Source organism: Variovorax sp. V116, from assembly GCF_041154435.1.
GTDB lineage: Bacteria > Pseudomonadota > Gammaproteobacteria > Burkholderiales > Burkholderiaceae_C > Variovorax > Variovorax paradoxus.
Genome location: NZ_AP028662.1, coordinates 311,834 through 329,402 on the forward strand (window position 1 = coordinate 311,834; position 17,569 = coordinate 329,402).

Here is a 17,569-nt window from a genome sequence, read left to right on the forward strand (position 1 = left end):
CCTGCTTCCTGTCGGTGCCCGCGGTGCGCGGCGCATGCTTCATGGCCTCGACCGTCCGGGCGGACGCGTCCGCCGCAGCCGTGGCCGCGCTGCGCGTGGCGATGGACAGCGGCCGGCAGACCTTCGTGCTCGACATACCGCCAGGGTTCCAGGCCGACGTGCTGGCCGGCCGCGCGCCGGCGGCGCAGCTGAACGTGGACGCCACGCCCATGAGCCAAGCCTTCACCGGCAGCGCCTACATCCAGCAGATGGTGGCGGCGGAAGTCGCCGAGTTCGCGCAGCGCTTTCGCGGCGATCCCGTGCTGCCGGCGGAGCTTGCGATGCGCATGCGCTTCAATCCGAACCTCGAGGCGGCGTGGTTCGGCTCGCTTTCCGAGCTCATCAACAACGTGACCATGCTCTCGATCATCCTGACCGGCGCCGCCCTGATCCGGGAGCGCGAGCACGGGACCATCGAGCACCTGCTGGTCATGCCCGTCACACCGGCCGAGATCGTGCTGGCGAAGATCTGGTCGATGGGGCTGGTCGTGATGGTGGCGGTTGGCGTCGCGCTGGCGGTGGTGGTGCGCGGCGCGCTGCGGGTGCCCGTGGAGGGCTCGATCGCGCTGTTCATGGCGGCCACCGCCTTGCATCTGTTCGCGACGACTTCGATGGGCATCTTCATGGCCACCGTGGCCAGGTCGATGCCGCAGTTCGGAATGCTGCTGGTGCTCGTGCTGGTGCCGCTGCAGATGCTCTCCGGAGGCAGCACGCCGCGCGAGAGCATGCCCTCGTTTGTCCAGGAGGTGAGGCTCGCGGCGCCGACGACGCACTTCGTGTCGGCCGGCCAGGCCATACTTTTCCGCGGTGCAGGCATCGGTGTCGTGTGGCCGCAGTTCGCCATGCTCGCGGCCTTCGGCTGCGTGATGTTCGCAGCCGCATTGGCGCGATTTCGCAAGACCATCAGCCTGATGGCCTGAAGAATCCCCGCCGCGCTGGCTTGATCGGCATCAAGCCGCCCGAGCGGTGCGCGCCCGAAGATTCGTGCACCGCCCACATCCCGCGCCGGGGCGCGCGCATCACCGAGCAGGCTGCCTCATGAACTTCAGAACCATCCTCGTTCACCTGGACCGCTCCGGCCGCAGCGCGGCGCGTGCCGCACTGGCGGCCCAGTGGGCCAAGGCCCATGAAAGCCACCTGGTCGGACTGGTTCCCACGGGCTTGCATGGCGGCGTGGTCCCGGCCGGGACCGTCGCCGTGGGCATGACCGACTACATCGCCGATGCGGCCAGCCGCCTGCGGCTGCGGGCCGAGGCCGTCGCTCGGGAATTCAGGGAGGGCATCCACGAGTCGGGCCCGCTGTCGTACGAGGTTTGCCTGGCTGACGGAGGGGCGGTCGATGCCCTGGTCCGGCACGGCCGCGCGAGCGATCTCCTGGTGCTCGGACAGGACGGCGACGGCTCGGATGCGGCGGACGCCACGGCACGCGGCCTGGTGCCGCAGGTGCTGGTGGAAGCCGGGCGCCCGCTGCTGATCGTGCCGTGCGCCGGGAACTTCAACGCATCCGCGAAGAATGTCGCGGTCGCCTGGGACGGTTCGCGGGAATCCGCGATCGCCATCCATGCGGGCCTGCCGGCGCTGCGGCGCGCAGCGCGCGTGACGCTGATCTCCTGCAGCCATCCGGGCGGTGCGGACGACGAGCGGCGGCTCCTCGTTCCAGAAATGCTCCAGTTCCTTCTCAGGCATGGCGTGCGCGCGAGTGCGCAGCGCGAGGTAACCGAGATCGACATTGCCGATGCGCTGCTGTCGCGCACCGCGGAGCTGGGCGCCGACCTGCTCGTGATGGGGGGATATGGCCATTCGCGCTTGCGCGAGCGGGTGCTGGGCGGCGTCACGCGGCGGATCCTCGCGCGGATGGCCGTGCCGGTCCTGATGGTGCACTGAGCCGGCCGCGGGCGCGCGCCGGCACGGCAGGCCCGCTCCCACGCAACCCAAAAAAGATCCCCGTGCGCGACAACCCGCCCCCGGGCCTGGCCGACGCCGAGGCCGCACGGCGCTTGCGCCGCGACGGCCCGAATGTCCTGCCCTCCGTTTCCCGCAAGGGCCTGACCCGCATCGCCTGGGGCGCGCTGACGCAGCCGATGTTCATGCTGCTGCTGGCCGCCGCAGCGCTCTATGCCCTGCTCGGCGACTTGAGCGAGGCCGGCATGCTCGCGGTGTCCGTGCTGCTGGTGGGCGGACTGTCGATCTACCAGGAGCAGCGTACCGAGCGGGTCCTGGAAGCGCTCAAGGACCTGTCCAGTCCGCGCTGCACCGTCGTGCGGCAGGGGCGTCCCGTCCGGATCGCGAGCCGCGAACTGGTGCGCGGCGACTGCCTGCTGGTGAACGAAGGCGACCGCCTGTCCGCCGACGCGCGGCTGGTCGAGGCCGTCGGGCTGCAGGTCGACGAATCCTTGCTCACTGGCGAGTCGATGCCGCTGGCCAAGCGTGCCGGTGGCCCGGGCGGCAGCGAGGGCCGGGCGGACGTGCTCCTCGCGGGCAGCCTGGTGGTGCGCGGCGACGGCGTGGCCGAGGTGACGGGCACGGGCGCCCACACCGCGCTGGGCGCCATCCACCGGTCCATCGCGCAGCTCGCGCCGCGCGCCAGCCGGCTGCAGGACGAACTGCAGCAACTGGTGCGGCGGGTGGCTTGGCTCGCGGCCTTCACCTGCCTGGCCGCGGCCACCGTGTTCGCGCTGCGGGAGGGCTCGTGGACCCAGGGCCTGCTGGTCGGGCTGACGCTGGCGATGTCGCTGATCCCCGAGGAGTTCGCCGTCGTCTGGAGCGTGATGCTGGCGCTCGGCGGCTGGCGTCTTGCCAAGTCGAACGTGCTCACCCGCCAGCCCCAGGCCATCGAGGCGCTCGGCACCATCACCGTGCTGTGCGTGGACAAGACCGGCACGCTGACGCGAAACCGCATGGCGCTGGCGGCCCTGCACGACGGTGCCGGCGAATGCGAGTTGCACGAAGCGGGCGAGGCGGCGGCGCAGCGCTTCCATCGCCTGCTGCAGGCCGCGGTCCGCGCCAGCAACGCGGAGGGCGTCGAACCGATGGACCGGGCGGTGCGCGCGGCCGCCGAGGCTGCGGGCCTGCGCCCCGATCCGGCCTGGGCGCCCGGCGTGCGCCGGGGGATCCGCGAGGGCTCGCCCTACGTGGTGCATTGCTGGCACGCGCCCGGCGTGCCCGGCGAGGCCGTGGCGGTCAAGGGCGCGGCGGAGGCCGTGCTCGGTCTTTGCGGCGCCGATCCGGCGCTGGCGCAACGGTTGCGCGAGGCGGCCGACCGCTGGAGCGCCGCCGGCCTGCGTGTGCTCGCGGTGGCCGAGGGCCGCGCTGCCGCGCCCGGCGACGACGCCGCGCTGCCCGAGGGCCTTCGGCTCACGCCGCTGGGCCTGCTCGGCTTCATGGATCCCTTGCGCGACGAAGTGCCCGCTGCCGTGCAGGCGTGCCGGCACGCGGGCGTGCGCGTGGTGATGATCACCGGCGATGCCGCCCTCACGGCGCGTTCGATCGCGCGGCAGGCCGGGCTCGTCGATGGCGCCGCGGCGCATGTGATGACCGGTGCGGCGCTCGCCGCCATGGACGACGAAGCGCTGCGGGATTGCGTGCGCGAGGTGCAGGTGTTCGCGCGGGTCGACCCGGCGCAGAAGCTGCGCATCGTGCAGGCCCTGCAGCAGTGCGGCGAGGTCGTCGCGATGACGGGCGACGGCGTCAACGACGCGCCCGCGCTCAAGGCGGCCGACATCGGCGTCGCGATGGGCCAGCGCGGCACGGACGTGGCGCGCGAGGCCGCCTCGCTGGTGCTGACGGACGACAACTTCACCTCGCTGGTCGACGCTGTGCGCGCCGGCCGGCGCATCTTCACCAACCTGCGCAAGGCCCTGGGCTATCTCTTCGCGGTGCACGTGCCCATCGTCGGCGTGGCGCTGATCCCGGTCGTGCTGGGCGGGCCGGTGCTGCTGCTGCCGCTGCACGTGGTGCTGCTCGAGCTGCTGATCGACCCGGCCTGTTCCCTGGTCTTCGAGGCCGAGCCCGCGCCGGACGACAGCATGGACGTGCCGCCGCGCCGCAAGGAGGACACGCTGTTCTCGCTGGGCTCGGCCGGCCACGCGCTGGCGCTCGGCGGGCTTGCGTTTGCCGGCGTGGCGCTGGTGCAATGGGTGTGCCGCGAGCGCGGCGCTTCGCCGGAGGTGCTGCGCCTGGCGAGCCTGGGCTCGATCGTGCTCGGCAACCTGTTGCTGCTGGTGTGGTTCCGGGGGGCAGGCTTCGGGCGCACGCACGCCAACGCGGTGTTCCATGCGCTGCTGGTGGGCGTCTGCGTGGTCTGGGTCCTGCTGACCGGTGTGCCGGGCGTCGGCGCACGGTTCGGCCTGGCGACCCTGCCGCCGCACTGGGCCCTGTGGGCCGCGCTGCCGGCCAGTTGGGCGGCGTGGCGCCTTTTCGTTGATTCTCATCGCCATTGAATCGGAAACAGGACAGATGGACACGACACTGGTGCAGGCGCTGCGCGAATCACTGCAGCGGGAAACCGGCGCGCGCGTCGAGCTGGTCGAGACGCACATCTCGTGGGTGCTGCTGACGGCAACGCACGCCTACAAGCTCAAGAAGCCCGTGCGCTTTCCCTTCGTCGACTTCGCAAGCATCGCGGCGCGCAAGCATTTCTGCGAGGAAGAACTGCGCCTCAACCGGCGCTTCGCGCCCTCGCTGTACCTGGACGTGGTGCCGGTGTGCGGCGCGCGCGAGGCGCCGCGGCTCGGCGGCGACGGCGTGCCGATCGACCACGTGGTCCGCATGCGGCGCTTTCCGGAGTCGTCGCTCTTGCGCAACCTGCTGATGGCAGGCCGGTTGGAGCCGGCCTGGCTCGACGGCTTCGCGTGGCGGGTGGCGGCGCTGCAGGGTGCGGCCGAGCGCGTGGTGCCGCCGTCCGCATTCGGCGCGCCGGACGCCATCGTTCGTGCGGCCGTCGATGTCGTGAGCCAGCTGCTCGTGCAACGCAGCGACAGCTGTCTCGCGACCCTGTCCGCATGGATCCGCGAACGCGCGCAGGCGCTGCACATGGCCTGGATCGCGCGCCAGCAGAGTGGCGCGGTGCGCGAATGCCACGGCGACCTGCACATGGCCAATGTCGTCCTGGTGGACGGCGAACTCACCGCCTTCGATTGCATCGAGTTCGACCCCATGATGCGCCGGATCGACGTGATGAGCGACATCGCATTCCTCACCATGGACCTGAAGGCCCACGGCCGCGCCGACCTCGCGTTCCGCTTCCTGGATGCGTGGCTGCAGCACAGCGGCGACCATGCGGGCCTGCAGGTGCTCGGCTTCTACGAGGTGTACCGGGCGCTGGTGCGGGCCATGGCCGCGGGCCTGGGGCCGCAGGCCGCATCGAAGCCCGACTACCTGGCCTGCGCCGCGCAATTGGCGCACGGCCCGCGGGGGCGCGCTCGCCTGCTGATCACGCACGGGTTCTCGGGCTCCGGCAAATCGAGCATCGCCTCGCTGCTGCTGTGCGCTGCGGGCGCGGTGCGCATCCGTTCCGACGTGGAGCGCAAGCGCCTGTTCGGCCTCGATCCGCTCGCCCGCTCCGCCGAGCGGGGCCTGGCCATCTACGGCGCGGAGGCCACGCGGCGGACCTTCGAGCGCTTGCGGGCCTGCGCGCGCGACGCGTTGCTGGCAGGGTATCCGGTGATCGTGGATGCGGCCTTCCTGCGCAGCGCCGAGCGGCGCAGCTTCCAGGTGCTGGCGGCCGAGCTCGGCCTGCCTTTCGCGATCCTGGACTGCCGTGCCGCCGAAGCGGTGCTGCGCCGCCGCGTGGCCGAACGCGGAGCCGCGGGCACGGACGCGTCGGAGGCCAGCCTGGAGGTGCTGGCGCGCCAGCTCGCAGTGCACGAGCCCCTGGAAGCCGACGAGCGCACGCTGGCTATCGAGGTCTTCACCGAGGACGCAGTGGACATCGCGGCGCTCGAGGCGCGCTGGCGCGCGAAGACTTGATCTCCGCTGGCCGAAGCGCAAGGCTCCTGCGTGCAGGGGGCGCTCAGCCGGGCTTGCCGTCCGCCCGGGCCCGCGTCAGCACCGGCCAATAGCGCACCGCGTAGAGGCCGAAGCCCAGGCTCCAGAATGCGGCGGAACAAAGCACCGCGGCGACCGTGTGCGCCGGTGTGGCCAGCGGCACGAGAATCCGCACTAGCGCAGCGAGCAGCACCAGCACGAAGCAGGCCGTGTCGACCTGGTCGGCGCGCAGCACCCGGCCGGTGTGGCCGCGCGCCGTGCGCACCATCATGCCGATGATGAGTCCGCCCGCGGCGCCCACGGTCAGCGCATGGGTGGCGAGCGATGCCGGCACCGCGCCGTGCAGCGCGAGCGCCCGCAGCGCGAGGTGCACCGGAATCCATGCGTAGGCCACGTGCAGCACCAGCACCAGCGTGTTGGCCGGCGCCTTCCAGGGCCGCCAGAGCAGCCAGCGCACCAGATGCGCGAGCGCCGCCGCCAAGGCGAGCGCCGCTCCGGCGACCGGTGGCAGGCCCGTGGCATCAGCCAGCAGCAGCGCGAGCACCAGCCCCAGCGCGGCCTTCTCGACCAGGGCGTTTCGCGTGGCGCCCGCGCCCGAGATGCCGTTGTTGGTGAACATCGGCACCACCCGGCCCGCCATCACGGCCATGATGAACAGCAGCACGTCCAGCGCCACCTGGATGCCCAGCCACGCCGGCACCTCGATCACGCCGAGCGCCGACAGGTGAAAGGCGAATGCGGCGCCCGAGAGCAGCAGCAGCAAGCCGACGAAGAAGTAGTTGCGCCGGTTGCGCGCGGCCACCAGCGGGCGCGCCAGCGCCAGCGCGCAGGCGAGCGGAAACGCCGCGTTGGCCACGGCGGCTGTCCACGCAAAAGGCGTGAGCACGAGCACGCGGCCCGCCACCCAGAGCAGTGCCAGCGCCGCCAGCGGCAGCCCCGTGGGCGTGGGCTGCCCCGACCAGTTGCGCCCCGCGGTGAAAAGGAATCCGACGATCACCGCCAGCGCGAAGCCGAACAGCATCTCGTGCGCATGCCACATCGGCCCCTGCAGGTAGGCGCCGGGCAGCCAGCCCGCGAACTGCATCGCCCACAGCGCGATGGACAGCGCCGCGAAGCCGCTGGCCAGCAGGTAGAAGGGCCGGAAGCCGAGCTGCCACAGCGCAAAGGCCGGCGCCCGGGTGGAAGGGGGCTGTGCAGGTTCGAGCGGAATGAAGGATGCCACGGTCAGGCCTTTCGGGCGCCCTCGGCGCCATGTTGGATGCGCCACGCGATGGCCGCGCCGGCCACGGTGACGGCAAAGAAAACGATCGCGGCCGCATTGAGCGAAGCGCCGGCGGCGCGCAGCGGATCGCTGAAGCTCCCCAGCACCAGCCGCACGACAAGCGACAGGTGCAGCGCGGCCAGCGGCAGGTAGAAGAAGGCGCCGAAGCGCAGCTTGATGCGTGCGATGGCCGGCAGCACGACCGGCGCATGCCCCATCACCATGCTGACGACGAAGCCCAGGCCCAGCGCGTGCAGCGCGATGTCGCGCGTGGGCCCTCCGAGCGCGGCCGCGGCCCAGGCCGCGCCGGCGACGCCGAGCCAGGCATAGCCGCCCAGCAGGCAGACCGCCATGTAGCGGCTGATGCCGTGCATGGCCACCGTGCGCCGCGCGATGTCGAACACCGCAAGCCACACGGCCAGCAGCGCGAGCGCCGTGCCGTAGGCGAGTCCGCCGGCGCGCGGGGCCGTGCCCGACCATGCGGCGCCGGCCAGCAGCAGCACCAGCACCGCCTGCAGCGTCAGGCTGGCCGCGGGACGCCGGCGCATGAGCCGCGTCATCTCGAGCCGTTCGGCCGCGATCGTCATGACCAGGAAGGCGAACCACCACGGGAACACGGCGCCGCCGTCGCGGCCGAGTGCGAACAACAGGTTGCCGGCCACCCACGCCGCCGCGCCGGCCGCGAGCAGCAGCGTGTGCGCCGCGCGCTGGCGCCGCACCACCACCGCGCTGGCCGCCAGGAAGAACACCGCTGCCGCCACTTCGAGCCACGCGCCGGCGGCCTGCTGCCCGAAGGCCAGGCACAGCGCGCCGGTGCCCGATGCCAGCGGCGCCGCGAATGCCCAGCGATGCTTGACGGCCACGGCGCGCTCGATGCCGACCACGGTGCCCAGGAAGCCGCAGATCATCAGTGCGGCATGCACCAGCAGCACCTGGCCGGTCCAGGCGAAGGAATGCGGGTCCGGCACCGCGACGCCGAGCCGCCAGAGCCCGCCCGCAATGCCACCCGCCAGCGACGCGCCCGCCAGCGCGCCGAACAGCGCACGCGCAAGAACCCGGCCGTGCACCGGCGATGTCCTTGCTGGCCGTCCCGTGCGGGCGGCGGGGCTTGCAGCGCCTACCATCCCATGAACCGCCTGGCGCCGGCACTCATGCGCTCCGGGCCCCAGGGCGGCTCCCACACCAGCTCGACGCGGATCTGGAGCTCGGGTGGCACCACCTTGTCGAGCTCGGCTTCCGCCTCGTCCATGATGAGATCGATCACCGGGCAGGCCGCGGAGGTCATCGTGAGCCGCACATGCGCCACGGTGGCATCCACCGTGACGCCGTAGACCAGGCCCACGTCGACGATGTTCATCGAGATTTCCGGATCGACCACGCGCGCGAGCGCTGCTGCGAGCGGCTCGCGCAGCGGCTCGGGCCCGTCGTACGGGAAGGCGGCCGTGTCCGCCGGCGAACTCACGCTGCCTCCCGTTCGGCGTGCGCCGCGCCGATGCGGCCTGCCAGGAACACCGTGGCCAGCGCCTCGCGGTTGCGCACGAGGTCGGCCAGCGTGTAGCGCTGCAGCACCGCATGGAACGCCGCCACCGCTTCGCCCAGGATGCCCTGCAGGCGGCACAGGCCCGTGATGCGGCAGGCGCCGCCGCCTTCTCCAAAGCACTCCACGAGGGCGCCGCCCTCGGTGCGCTGTACCACGTCGCCGATGTTGATCGCCTCGGGCGGCTTTGCGAGCGCCAGGCCGCCGCCCTTGCCGCGGACGTTGGCCAGCCATCCCTCCTTGCCCAGGAAGTGCACCACCTTCGTCAGGTGATGCTCGGACACCGCAAAGGAGGCGGCGATCTCGCTGATGGTGGCGCGGCGCCCGGGCTGCGCGGCCAGGTAGATCAGCACGCGCAGGCTGTAGTCGGTGAAGGCGGTGAGCTTCATGGCTTCGATCGCGCCGCGTCACTGCTCGGCCACATGGCCCGCCTGGACGGCAAGGCCCTTGGCGTGCGGCCGGGCCTGCGGCGCAGCCTGCACCGCCGGACGGCGCAGCAGCCGCAGCGCATAGGCCGCGAGCAGCACCGCGCCCACGGCAAAGACGATGTCGCCAGGCACCCGCATCCACACCAGCGCCTCCATCACGCGGGAGTGCACGAGCTCGGCCGAGCGCGCGAACCACAGCCCCTGCGTGACGCTGGCCCAGGCCTGGTAGATGCCCGCGGGCAGCAGCGACAGGAACACCATCATCGCCAGGCCGATGTTGAGGCTCCAGAACGCCGGCCTGAGCAGCCGGTCGGCATGCAGCTGGCGGTCGTACAGACCGCGCAAACAGAACAGCATCAGCCCGATGCCCAGCATGCCGTAGACGCCGAAGAGCGCGGCATGGCCGTGCGCGGCCGTCATGTTGAGCCCCTGCACGTAGTAGAGCGAGGCCGGCGGATTGATCGCGAAGCCGAGAACGCCGGCGCCAATCGTGTTCCAGAAGCCGACGGCCACGAAGCACATGACGATCCACTTGTAGGCGCCGAGCCAGGGCATGGCTTGCGAACGGCGCCATGTCTGCAGGGCCTCCAGGCCGATCAGCGTCAGCGGCACCACTTCGAGCGCCGAGAACACCGCGCCCACGGCGATCACCGAGGTCGGCGTGCCGGTGAAGTAGAGGTGGTGCAGCGTGCCCAGGATGCCGCCGAACAGGAACACGATGGTCTCGGCGATGATGGCGCGGTTGGCGCTCTCGGTGCGCACCAGGCCCAGGCGCGTGAAGATCAGCGCGACCACGGCGGTGGCGAACACCTCGAAGAAGCCCTCCACCCAGAGGTGCACCAGCCACCAGCGCCAGTACTCGATCATCGAGTAGTGCGTGTGCTGTCCCCACACCAGCGAGGTCGAATAGAAGCCGCCGATGCAGGTGGCCGACAGGAACACCATCGCGATCAGCCCGCGCGATGCCGAAGGCTTGACCAGCGCGGGCCAGAGCGCACGGCCCAGCAGGAACACCCAGAACAGCAGGCCCACGAACAGCAGCACCTGCCAGACGCGGCCCATGCTGGTGTATTCGAGGCCCTGGTTGCCGAGCCAGAAGCTGAAGTCGACGCCGCGGTGCTGCAGCGTGCCGAGCCAGCCCGTCAGCGTCGAGCCGACCACGATGGCGATCAGTGCCCAGAACAGCACGTCGACCCCGAGCTTCTGCAGCCTGGGCTCGCGGCCGGACAGCAGCGGCGCGATGTACAGGCCCGTGGCCAGCCACGCGGTGGCGATCCAGAAGATGCCGATCTGCGTGTGCACCGTGCGGCTCACCACGTAGGGCAGCAGCTTGGCCAGCGGAAGGCCGAAGAACGAATCGCCCTCGACCGCGTAGTGCGCCGTGACGATGCCCATCGCGATCTGCAGCAGCATGAGGCCGATCACCGCGAAGAAGTACTTGCGCGTGGCCTTCATCGAGGGCGTGGCCACGGCGCCCAGCAGCGGGTCCGCCTGGGGCGGCTGCGCCTCGGCCTCGTGCCGCTGGCTGCCGTGCAGCCACAGCATGGCCGCAATGGCCGCCAGCAGCAGGCAGATGCTGACCATCGACCAGACCGCGGCCGAGCTGGTCATGGTGTTGCCCACCAGCGGCTCGTGCGGCCAGTTGCTGGTGTAGCTCAGGCCCGTTTCTCCGGGCCGGTCGGTGGCCGCGGCCCAGGAGGTCCAGAAGAAGAAGGCGGTGAGCGCCTGGCGGTCGGCGCGGTCGGGCAGCGTGCCCGGCGTCATCGCGTACTGGCTGCGCAGCGTGGCGAGCGAGCTGTCGTCGCCGAACAGCGCGTCGTAGTGCGCCGCCACCTCGCGGATCGCTTGCGCCCGGTCGGCCGGCACGGTGATCACGCCGCTGGCTGCGTCATAGGTGTTGCGCCGCATCTGCTCGACCACCGTGGCCGCGAGCGCGCCGCGGTCCGCCGGGCTCAGCGAGTCGAAGTCCTTGCGAAAGGCCTGGGCGTGGCGGTTGCGCAGCGCCACGGCCTCGCGGTGCAGCCAGTCGGCGGACCAGTCGGGCGCGACGTAGCTGCCGTGCCCCCACACCGAGCCCAGCTGCTGCCCGCCGGCCGACAGCCAGACCTGCTGGCCACGCCGGATCTGCTCGCCGGTGAAGATCGGTTCGCCGTCGGAGCTGGTGACCGCGCTCGGGATCGGTGGCGCGGTCAGGTAGATCTGCACGCCCAGGTAGCCGAGCGCACCGAACGACAGCACGAAGATGAAAGCGAGCCAGCGCCACAGCCGGTTGTTGTTGCTCATGATGTTTCCTTCTTGGGAATCCGGATCGGTGGAGGTGCTCAGGCGCCGCCGCATCCACCGCAGCAGCCGCCGCTCGCGTGCGCGTCGAAAGCCGGCACCTTGGTGATGGCCACGCGCCAGACCCAAGGGCCCTGCTCGAGGTAGTTCCATGCGAACCGGTCGGGCCACTGCGACTGGAACTGCGCATACAGCGGCCGGGGATCGTGGTCGTTCACCAGTTCGATGGCGCTGCCGACGTCGAGCGCGGCAAAGGTGGAGAAGATGTGCGCGTGGCGAAAGCGCGGCTCGAGCCTGCGGACATCGACGATGGAGGAGGGTGCGGATTTCATGGGTTTTCCTCGGTGGAAGCGAAGGGATCTGAAAGGTGTATTTCGGATGCACCTATGCTAGGAACGCGCGTGCGGCGCCCCTTGATCTGCATCAACAACAAGAGCGAAGGCAGCGGCGACGCTCGCGGCATGCCTTCTTCTTCTTCTTCTTCTTCCTCTCTTTTCGATCAGCTGCTGCAGGCCGCGGCGGCCCAACCCGAGCCCCAGCGCCTGCTGTTCGTGTTCGCCGAAGCCGAATTGCCCGGCGACGCCGATGCCGCGCAGCGCGCACGTTTCGAGGCGGGGCAGGGCGGCGCGCTGACGCCCGTGGCCTGCGTGGAGAAAAGCCTGCCGGAGCTCAGCACCTTTGCTGCGCTGGTGGCCGAATCGCGCCGCGTGAGCCTGCCCTGGCGCGTGGTGTTCGCGGCCGGGCTGTCCGGCGCGAACGGCCTGCCGCCCTCGCCCGAACGCATCGACAGCGCGCTCGAAGCCATGGTCGAGGGCGTGCGAAGCGGGGCCTTCGGCGGCTATCTCGCGCTCGACGCCGAAGGCCGGGCGGTGCGGTTCGGCTGAGGCGCGCCCCGGCTACTTTCGAACGCCGCGGCGCGCCGCCAGCCGCTCCTGGATCAGGCGGTCCTTGTCCTGCCACTGGGCTTCAATCCACTTGCGGGTGTGCGCGCGGCGGGCCTTGTCGCCCGACGGGCTCGTGCCCAGCAGATGAGGCGGAATGGCGCGCTGGCGCACATCGACTGTCACGGCCTGCACGTTGCCGCACAGCAGCGCCCAGAAGCTCGGCGTTCCTTCGGGGTAGACGATGGTCACGTCGAGCATCGCCTCGAACTGCCCGCCCATGGTGGCCAGCGCCACGCCCAGGCCGCCCGCGCGGGGCTCGAGCAGATGGCGGTAGCTGCTGTTCTGCGCAGCATGCTTGGCCGCGGTGAAGCGCGTGCCCTCGACAAAGTTGATGACGGCCGTCGGCACGCGCTTGAACTTCTCGCACGAGCGCCGCGTGGTCGCAAGGTCGCCGCGACCGGTGCCGCGGCCGCGCTTCATGAACGGAAAGTCGAGCGCCCACCACGCCAGCCCGATGACCGGAACCCAGATCAGCTCGCGCTTGAGAAAGAACTTGAGGAAGGGAATGAGCCCGTGGAAGATGCGCTGCAGCACCAGGATGTCGACCCAGCTCTGGTGGTTGCTCGACACCAGGTACCAGCCGCGCGGGTTCAGGCCCTCGACGCCGCGGACCTGCCATGGCGTGGGGCATGCGCCGGCGATCCATGCGTTGTTGACGGCGACCCAGCCGCCGGCCAGCACGTTCAGCGCCCGGTCGCAACCGGCACGCACGCGGTCGGCTGGCACCAGCAGCTTCACCAGCGCCGGCGGCACCATCAACGTGAACGCGAGCAGCGTGTTCAGGCCGAGCAGCAGCCCGTTGAGCGCACCGCGCACGGAAGGCATCAGTCGCATGGCGAAAGCTCCGGCGCGCCGCCCAGTTCGCGCGTGTAGCGGCTGGGCGCGGGCCGCGCAGGACCGGCCTTCGGCGCCGTCACCGAACCCACGCTGACGAAGCACAGCGGCTCGTCGTGCCGACCGAGCGCGAACAGGGCGCGCAGTTCGTCCGACTGCAGCGCCTTGCCGCTGGTCAGCGCCGAGCCGTAGTCCAGCGCGGTCGCGGCCAGCAGCATGTTCTGGATGGCGCATCCGGCCGACAGGATGCGCTCGGCGGCCGGGATCTCCGCGTTGCCGGGGCCCATGCGCACGACCGCGAGCATCAGCAGCGGCGCGCGGAAGGCCTTCTCGCGCGCCTGGCCCTGCTGCTCGGGCGTGGCGGCGTCGTCGCGCTGCAGCAGCGCCTGCGCGAACACGTCGGCAAGCCGCCCGCGCTGCGGTGGCGGCACGACGACGAAGCGCCAGGGCACCAGGCCGCCGTGGTCCGGCGCCGAGGCCGCGGCGCCGAGGATCTGCGCGAACTCGGGATGGCCGGGGCCGGGTGCGCCGAGCCGTTTGGGCAGCACGGTGCGGCGCGCCTCCATCAGCGCGGCCAGCTGCCGCGCGCTCGCGGGCGGCTCGGCCACAGCATGGGCCACCGCATTCATCCGCAGCTCCCGAGGTGGCCGCACTGCGTGCAGTAGTCGCAGCCGTCCTTGCGGATCATGGCGTGGGCGCCGCATTCGGGGCACTTGGCGCCCGCCATCGGGGCGGCGGCAGCAACCAGTGACACCGGCACGTCCGGTGCCGCGGGCGCCTGGCCCGCGCGGCGCGCGATCAGCTGCTGGATCGCATAGGCGATGGCGCCCGCTTCGGAGTCGTGCCACATCGGCACCTGGGTGCCGTCGGCCTTCAGGTGGTGGCCCAGGCGCACCGGCCCGCGGTCCCAGGCGACCTTGCGCATGTCGGCGAGTGCGCGTTCGAGAAAACCGCCGCGCGCGGCCAGCGACAGCAGCCGCATGCTCGCGGTGATCCATTGCTGCGACTCGCCGCTCTGGCCCACCGGCATGAAGAATTCCACGGCCCGCTCGCGGCCGTCGGCCAATGGCAGGAACGAAACCACCAGGTAGAGCGTCTGCCGCCCCTGCTGCGTCCAGTACTCGATCTTCTCGGCGACGGCATCCAGCGCGCCCTTCGGCCGGCTCTCGATCATTGCGCGCATCGGATCGGCGGCGGCACTGTCGACGGCGGGGCGGGCCTCCGGCTGCGCTGCTGGCGCGACCTCCAGCACGGCGCCCAGGATGCTGTTGGGCCGGTAGGTGGCCAGGCCCTTGAGGCGGGCATTCCATGCCTGCTGGTAGAGCTCCTTGAAGTCCTCGTAGGGATAGTCGGCGGGCACGTTCACCGTCTTGGAGATGGCGGTGTCGACGAAGGGCTGCACCGCTTCCATCATCGCCAGGTGGCCGGCTGCGGGCATCGACAGGGCCGAGACGAAGTACGGCGGCAGCCGGTCGGTGTCGCCGCCGAGGAAGCGGTACAGGCGCCAGGCGTGGTCCTCCACGTCGTACTCGGTGGTGCTGCCGTCGGCCTCGCGCTTCTTGCGCCGGTAGCTCCACGAGAACGCCGGCTCGATGCCGTTGGAGGCGTTGTCGGCGAACGCCAGGCTCACGGTGCCCGTCGGCGCGATCGAGACCAGGTGGCTGTTGCGGATGCCGTGCATGCGGATCTGCTCCTGCAGCGCCGGGTCCAGGCGGCTCGCGAAGGTGCCGCACGCCAGGTAGCGCTCGGCGTCGAACAGCGGGAAGGCGCCTTTCTCGCGCGCCAGCGCCACCGAGGCAGCATAGGCCGCATCCCGCAGGCAGCGCGCGATGCGCACCGCCATGGCCCGGCCCTCGGGCTGGTCATAGCGCAGGCACAGCATCGCGAGCGCGTCGCCCAGGCCCGTGAAGCCCACGCCGATGCGGCGCTTGGCCATGGCCTCGGCGCGCTGCTGCGGCAGCGGCCAGAAGGTGAGGTCCAGCACGTTGTCGAGCGCGCGCACCTGCAGCGCCACGGCTTCGCCGAAGCGCGCGAGATCGAAGTGCGCCGCACCGCCGATGCCGAACGGATGGTCCACGAAGCGCGTCAGCACGATCGGCCCGAGGTCGCAGCATCCGTACGGCGGCAGCGGCTGCTCGCCGCAGGGGTTGGTCGCCTCGATGTGCTCGCAGTAGCGCAGGTTGTTGTCGTTGTTGATGGTGTCGGTGAACAGGATGCCGGGCTCGGCGAAGTCGTAGGTCGAGCGCATCACCAGGTCCCACAGCTCGCGCGCCGGCAGGCTCCGGTAGACCCAGCTGCCGTCGGCGGTCTGCGCTGCGCCGCGCGCGATCAGCTCGGCGCCGGGCCTGGCGCTGTGCACCAGCGGCCATTCCTCGTCATCCGCCAGCGCACGCATGAACTTGTCGCTCACCGCCACCGATACGTTGAAGTTGTTCCAGCGCCCCGGCGTGCGCTTGGCCGTGATGAAGTCCAGCACGTCGGGGTGGTCGATGCGCAGCACGCCCATCTGCGCGCCGCGGCGCGCGCCCGCGCTCTCCACCGTGGCGCAGGAGCGGTCGAACACGTCGATGTAGCTGCACGGGCCCGAGGCGGTGGAGGCGGTGGTGCGCACCTGCGCGCCGCGCGGGCGGATGCGCGAGAAATCGTAGCCGACGCCGCCGCCGCGGCGCATGGTCTCGGCGGCTTCGCGCAGCGCCTCGTAGATGCCGGCGTAGCCACCGGCGTCCTGGCCCTGGATGCAGTCGCCCACCGGCTGCACGAAGCAGTTGATCAGCGTGGCCTCCAGCTCGGTGCCCGCGGCGCTCATGATGCGGCCGGCGCCGATTGCGCCGGCGCGCAGGTTGGCGAGGAAGCGCGCCTCCCATGGCGCACGTTCTTCCTCGGCTTCGACCGAGGCCAGCGCACGCGCGACGCGCGCGAACAGGGCCTCGGCATCGGCTTCGCCGGGCTTCAGGTATTTTTCGCGCAGCACGTCGCGGCTGATGGGCTGCACGGGCAGCGGCTCCATGTTGCTGGCGTCTTCGCGCTTCATGCCGCGGCCTCCCCGGCGAGGCCGGCCGGGCGGATGCCGCCGAGCAGCCAACGCATCAGGTCGCGCACGGGGCGGATCTCGCTGCCGAAGGGCAGCGTCCCTGCGCCGCGGAAGAACAGGCCGCGGTCGAGGTGGCCTTCCAGTGCGTGCCCCAGTGTCTTGTCGATGCAGAACTGGCCCCAGCTCGGGGTGCCGTCGCGCAGGCCGCAGTGCGCCAGGCAGTCGAAGCGCATGGTGCAGCTCTCCTTCTTGTGCGCCTTGTGCTGCAGCCGCTCCTCCAGCCGCAGGTACTTGTCGAGCCACGGCGTGCGCACCGCGCGCGCGGGCAGGCCCGCCGTGCTGACGAACTCGACGATGTCGGCGGGCTGGGCGTCGGCCAGCACCTGCTTGAAGGCCGGGTGCGCATCGCATTCGGCGGTCACCGCGAACGCGGTGCCCAGCTGCACCGCCGCGGCGCCGATGCCCTGCAGGCGCCGGATGTCCTCGAGGCTGCCAATGCCGCCGGCCGCAATCAGCGGAATGCGCCCCTCGATGCCGGCCGTCTTGAAGAATTCGAGCACCTGCGGAATGGCGACGTCGAAGTCGAAGCGCGGGTCCTGCAGGTCGGCGACCTTGGAGGCGCCCAGGTGGCCGCCCGCGAGCCGGGGATGCTCGATCACGATGGCGTCGGGCAGGCGCCCCTTCTTCTCCCATTTGCGCACCACCAGCTGCACGCCGCGCGCATCCGAAAGGATGGGGATCAGCGCCACCTCGGGATGGTCGCGCGCGAGCTCGGGCAGGTCCAGCGGCAGGCCCGCGCCCACCACCAATGCGTCGATGCCGCAGGCCATGGCGTGGCGCAGGTAGGCCTCGTAGGCGGTCAGCGCCTTCATCACGTTCACGGCGACCAGGCCGCGCCCGCCGGAGAGCTCGCGGGCCCGCGCGATCTCGCGGCCCAGCGCCTCGAGGTTGGCGGCGTCGATGCGCTGCCCGGCGTCCGGCTCGGCGTTCAGGTGGGCCGTGCGGGCCATCAGGTCGGGATGCAGCCGGCGCAGGTCGACGGCCGAGATCGTGCCCATGCCGCCCAGCCCGGCGACGGTGCCGGCGAGCCGGCCGGCCGACACGCCGACACCCATGCCGCCCTGGATGACAGGAAGGCGTTCGACACCCTTGAGGCGCCAGTTGCGCAAGCCCGCATCGCGCGAAAGCGCTTGCAGGGCGACTGCTGTTTCGTCAGAGGATCGATCCATC

General features: G+C 71.4%; 15 protein-coding genes. 5 read left to right on the forward strand and 10 right to left on the reverse strand.

What is annotated here, in order from left to right; all coding sequences use genetic code 11:
* Positions 1-41 precede the first annotated feature (41 nt).
* The 4 genes from ACAM58_RS27510 to ACAM58_RS27525 all read left to right on the forward strand — a co-directional run bounded on the left by ACAM58_RS27510 (position 42) and on the right by ACAM58_RS27525 (position 6,006).
* Complete coding sequence (locus ACAM58_RS27510) at positions 42-959, forward strand: ABC transporter permease (RefSeq protein ID WP_230537901.1); 918 nt, start codon at positions 42-44, stop codon at positions 957-959.
* A 118-nt stretch (positions 960-1,077) separates the two neighbouring features.
* The gene (locus tag ACAM58_RS27515; RefSeq protein WP_018906021.1) at positions 1,078-1,923 is read left to right on the forward strand and encodes a universal stress protein; all 846 of its coding nucleotides are present in this window, start codon (positions 1,078-1,080) and stop codon (positions 1,921-1,923) included.
* A 62-nt stretch (positions 1,924-1,985) separates the two neighbouring features.
* Positions 1,986-4,478, forward strand: a complete 2,493-nt coding sequence (locus ACAM58_RS27520; RefSeq protein WP_018906022.1) for a cation-translocating P-type ATPase — start codon at positions 1,986-1,988, stop codon at positions 4,476-4,478.
* Positions 4,479-4,494: 16 nt separating this feature from the next.
* The gene (locus tag ACAM58_RS27525; RefSeq protein WP_018906023.1) at positions 4,495-6,006 is read left to right on the forward strand and encodes a bifunctional aminoglycoside phosphotransferase/ATP-binding protein; all 1,512 of its coding nucleotides are present in this window, start codon (positions 4,495-4,497) and stop codon (positions 6,004-6,006) included.
* Positions 6,007-6,049: 43 nt separating this feature from the next.
* On the opposite strand, the gene ACAM58_RS27530 is transcribed toward ACAM58_RS27525, so the two are convergent.
* The 6 genes from ACAM58_RS27530 to ACAM58_RS27555 are packed head-to-tail and all read right to left on the reverse strand — an operon-like array spanning position 6,050 to position 11,862.
* Positions 6,050-7,246: an NnrS family protein gene (locus ACAM58_RS27530; RefSeq protein WP_018906024.1), complete on the reverse strand. Its 1,197-nt coding sequence runs from the start codon at positions 7,244-7,246 to the stop codon at positions 6,050-6,052.
* Positions 7,247-7,248: 2 nt separating this feature from the next.
* Entirely contained in the window at positions 7,249-8,352 is a 1,104-nt protein-coding gene (locus tag ACAM58_RS27535; RefSeq protein ID WP_369664972.1) for a hypothetical protein, read from the reverse strand.
* Positions 8,353-8,402: 50 nt separating this feature from the next.
* Complete coding sequence (locus ACAM58_RS27540) at positions 8,403-8,747, reverse strand: metal-sulfur cluster assembly factor (protein WP_018906026.1); 345 nt, start codon at positions 8,745-8,747, stop codon at positions 8,403-8,405.
* Positions 8,744-9,211, reverse strand: coding sequence for an Rrf2 family transcriptional regulator (locus ACAM58_RS27545; RefSeq protein WP_018906027.1), 468 nt, complete (start codon positions 9,209-9,211; stop codon positions 8,744-8,746). Before ACAM58_RS27545 ends, ACAM58_RS27540 begins: the two co-directional genes overlap by 4 nt.
* 18 nt (positions 9,212-9,229) lie before the next feature.
* The gene (locus ACAM58_RS27550; protein ID WP_020610603.1) at positions 9,230-11,533 is read right to left on the reverse strand and encodes a nitric-oxide reductase large subunit; all 2,304 of its coding nucleotides are present in this window, start codon (positions 11,531-11,533) and stop codon (positions 9,230-9,232) included.
* Between the two features lie 38 nt (positions 11,534-11,571).
* Positions 11,572-11,862, reverse strand: a complete 291-nt coding sequence (locus ACAM58_RS27555; RefSeq protein WP_018906029.1) for a DUF2249 domain-containing protein — start codon at positions 11,860-11,862, stop codon at positions 11,572-11,574.
* 129 nt (positions 11,863-11,991) lie between these two features.
* On the opposite strand from ACAM58_RS27555, the gene ACAM58_RS27560 reads away from it, so the two are divergent.
* Positions 11,992-12,414 carry a hypothetical protein gene (locus ACAM58_RS27560; RefSeq protein ID WP_026284170.1) on the forward strand — a complete coding sequence of 141 codons (423 nt, stop codon included), beginning with the start codon at positions 11,992-11,994 and terminating at the stop codon, positions 12,412-12,414.
* Between the two features lie 12 nt (positions 12,415-12,426).
* Here the strand turns inward: ACAM58_RS27560 and ACAM58_RS27565 are convergent, their stop codons facing one another.
* The 4 genes from ACAM58_RS27565 to ACAM58_RS27580 are packed head-to-tail and all read right to left on the reverse strand — an operon-like array spanning position 12,427 to position 17,568.
* Positions 12,427-13,308, reverse strand: coding sequence for an acyltransferase (locus ACAM58_RS27565; protein WP_369664973.1), 882 nt, complete (start codon positions 13,306-13,308; stop codon positions 12,427-12,429).
* Positions 13,299-13,937, reverse strand: a complete 639-nt coding sequence (locus ACAM58_RS27570; RefSeq protein ID WP_018906032.1) for a nitroreductase — start codon at positions 13,935-13,937, stop codon at positions 13,299-13,301. Before ACAM58_RS27570 ends, ACAM58_RS27565 begins: the two co-directional genes overlap by 10 nt.
* Entirely contained in the window at positions 13,934-16,339 is a 2,406-nt protein-coding gene (locus ACAM58_RS27575) for an adenosylcobalamin-dependent ribonucleoside-diphosphate reductase (protein ID WP_018906033.1), read from the reverse strand. Before ACAM58_RS27575 ends, ACAM58_RS27570 begins: the two co-directional genes overlap by 4 nt.
* Entirely contained in the window at positions 16,336-17,568 is a 1,233-nt protein-coding gene (locus tag ACAM58_RS27580; protein ID WP_049809398.1) for a nitronate monooxygenase family protein, read from the reverse strand. Before ACAM58_RS27580 ends, ACAM58_RS27575 begins: the two co-directional genes overlap by 4 nt.
* Between the last annotated feature and the right edge of the window lies 1 nt (position 17,569).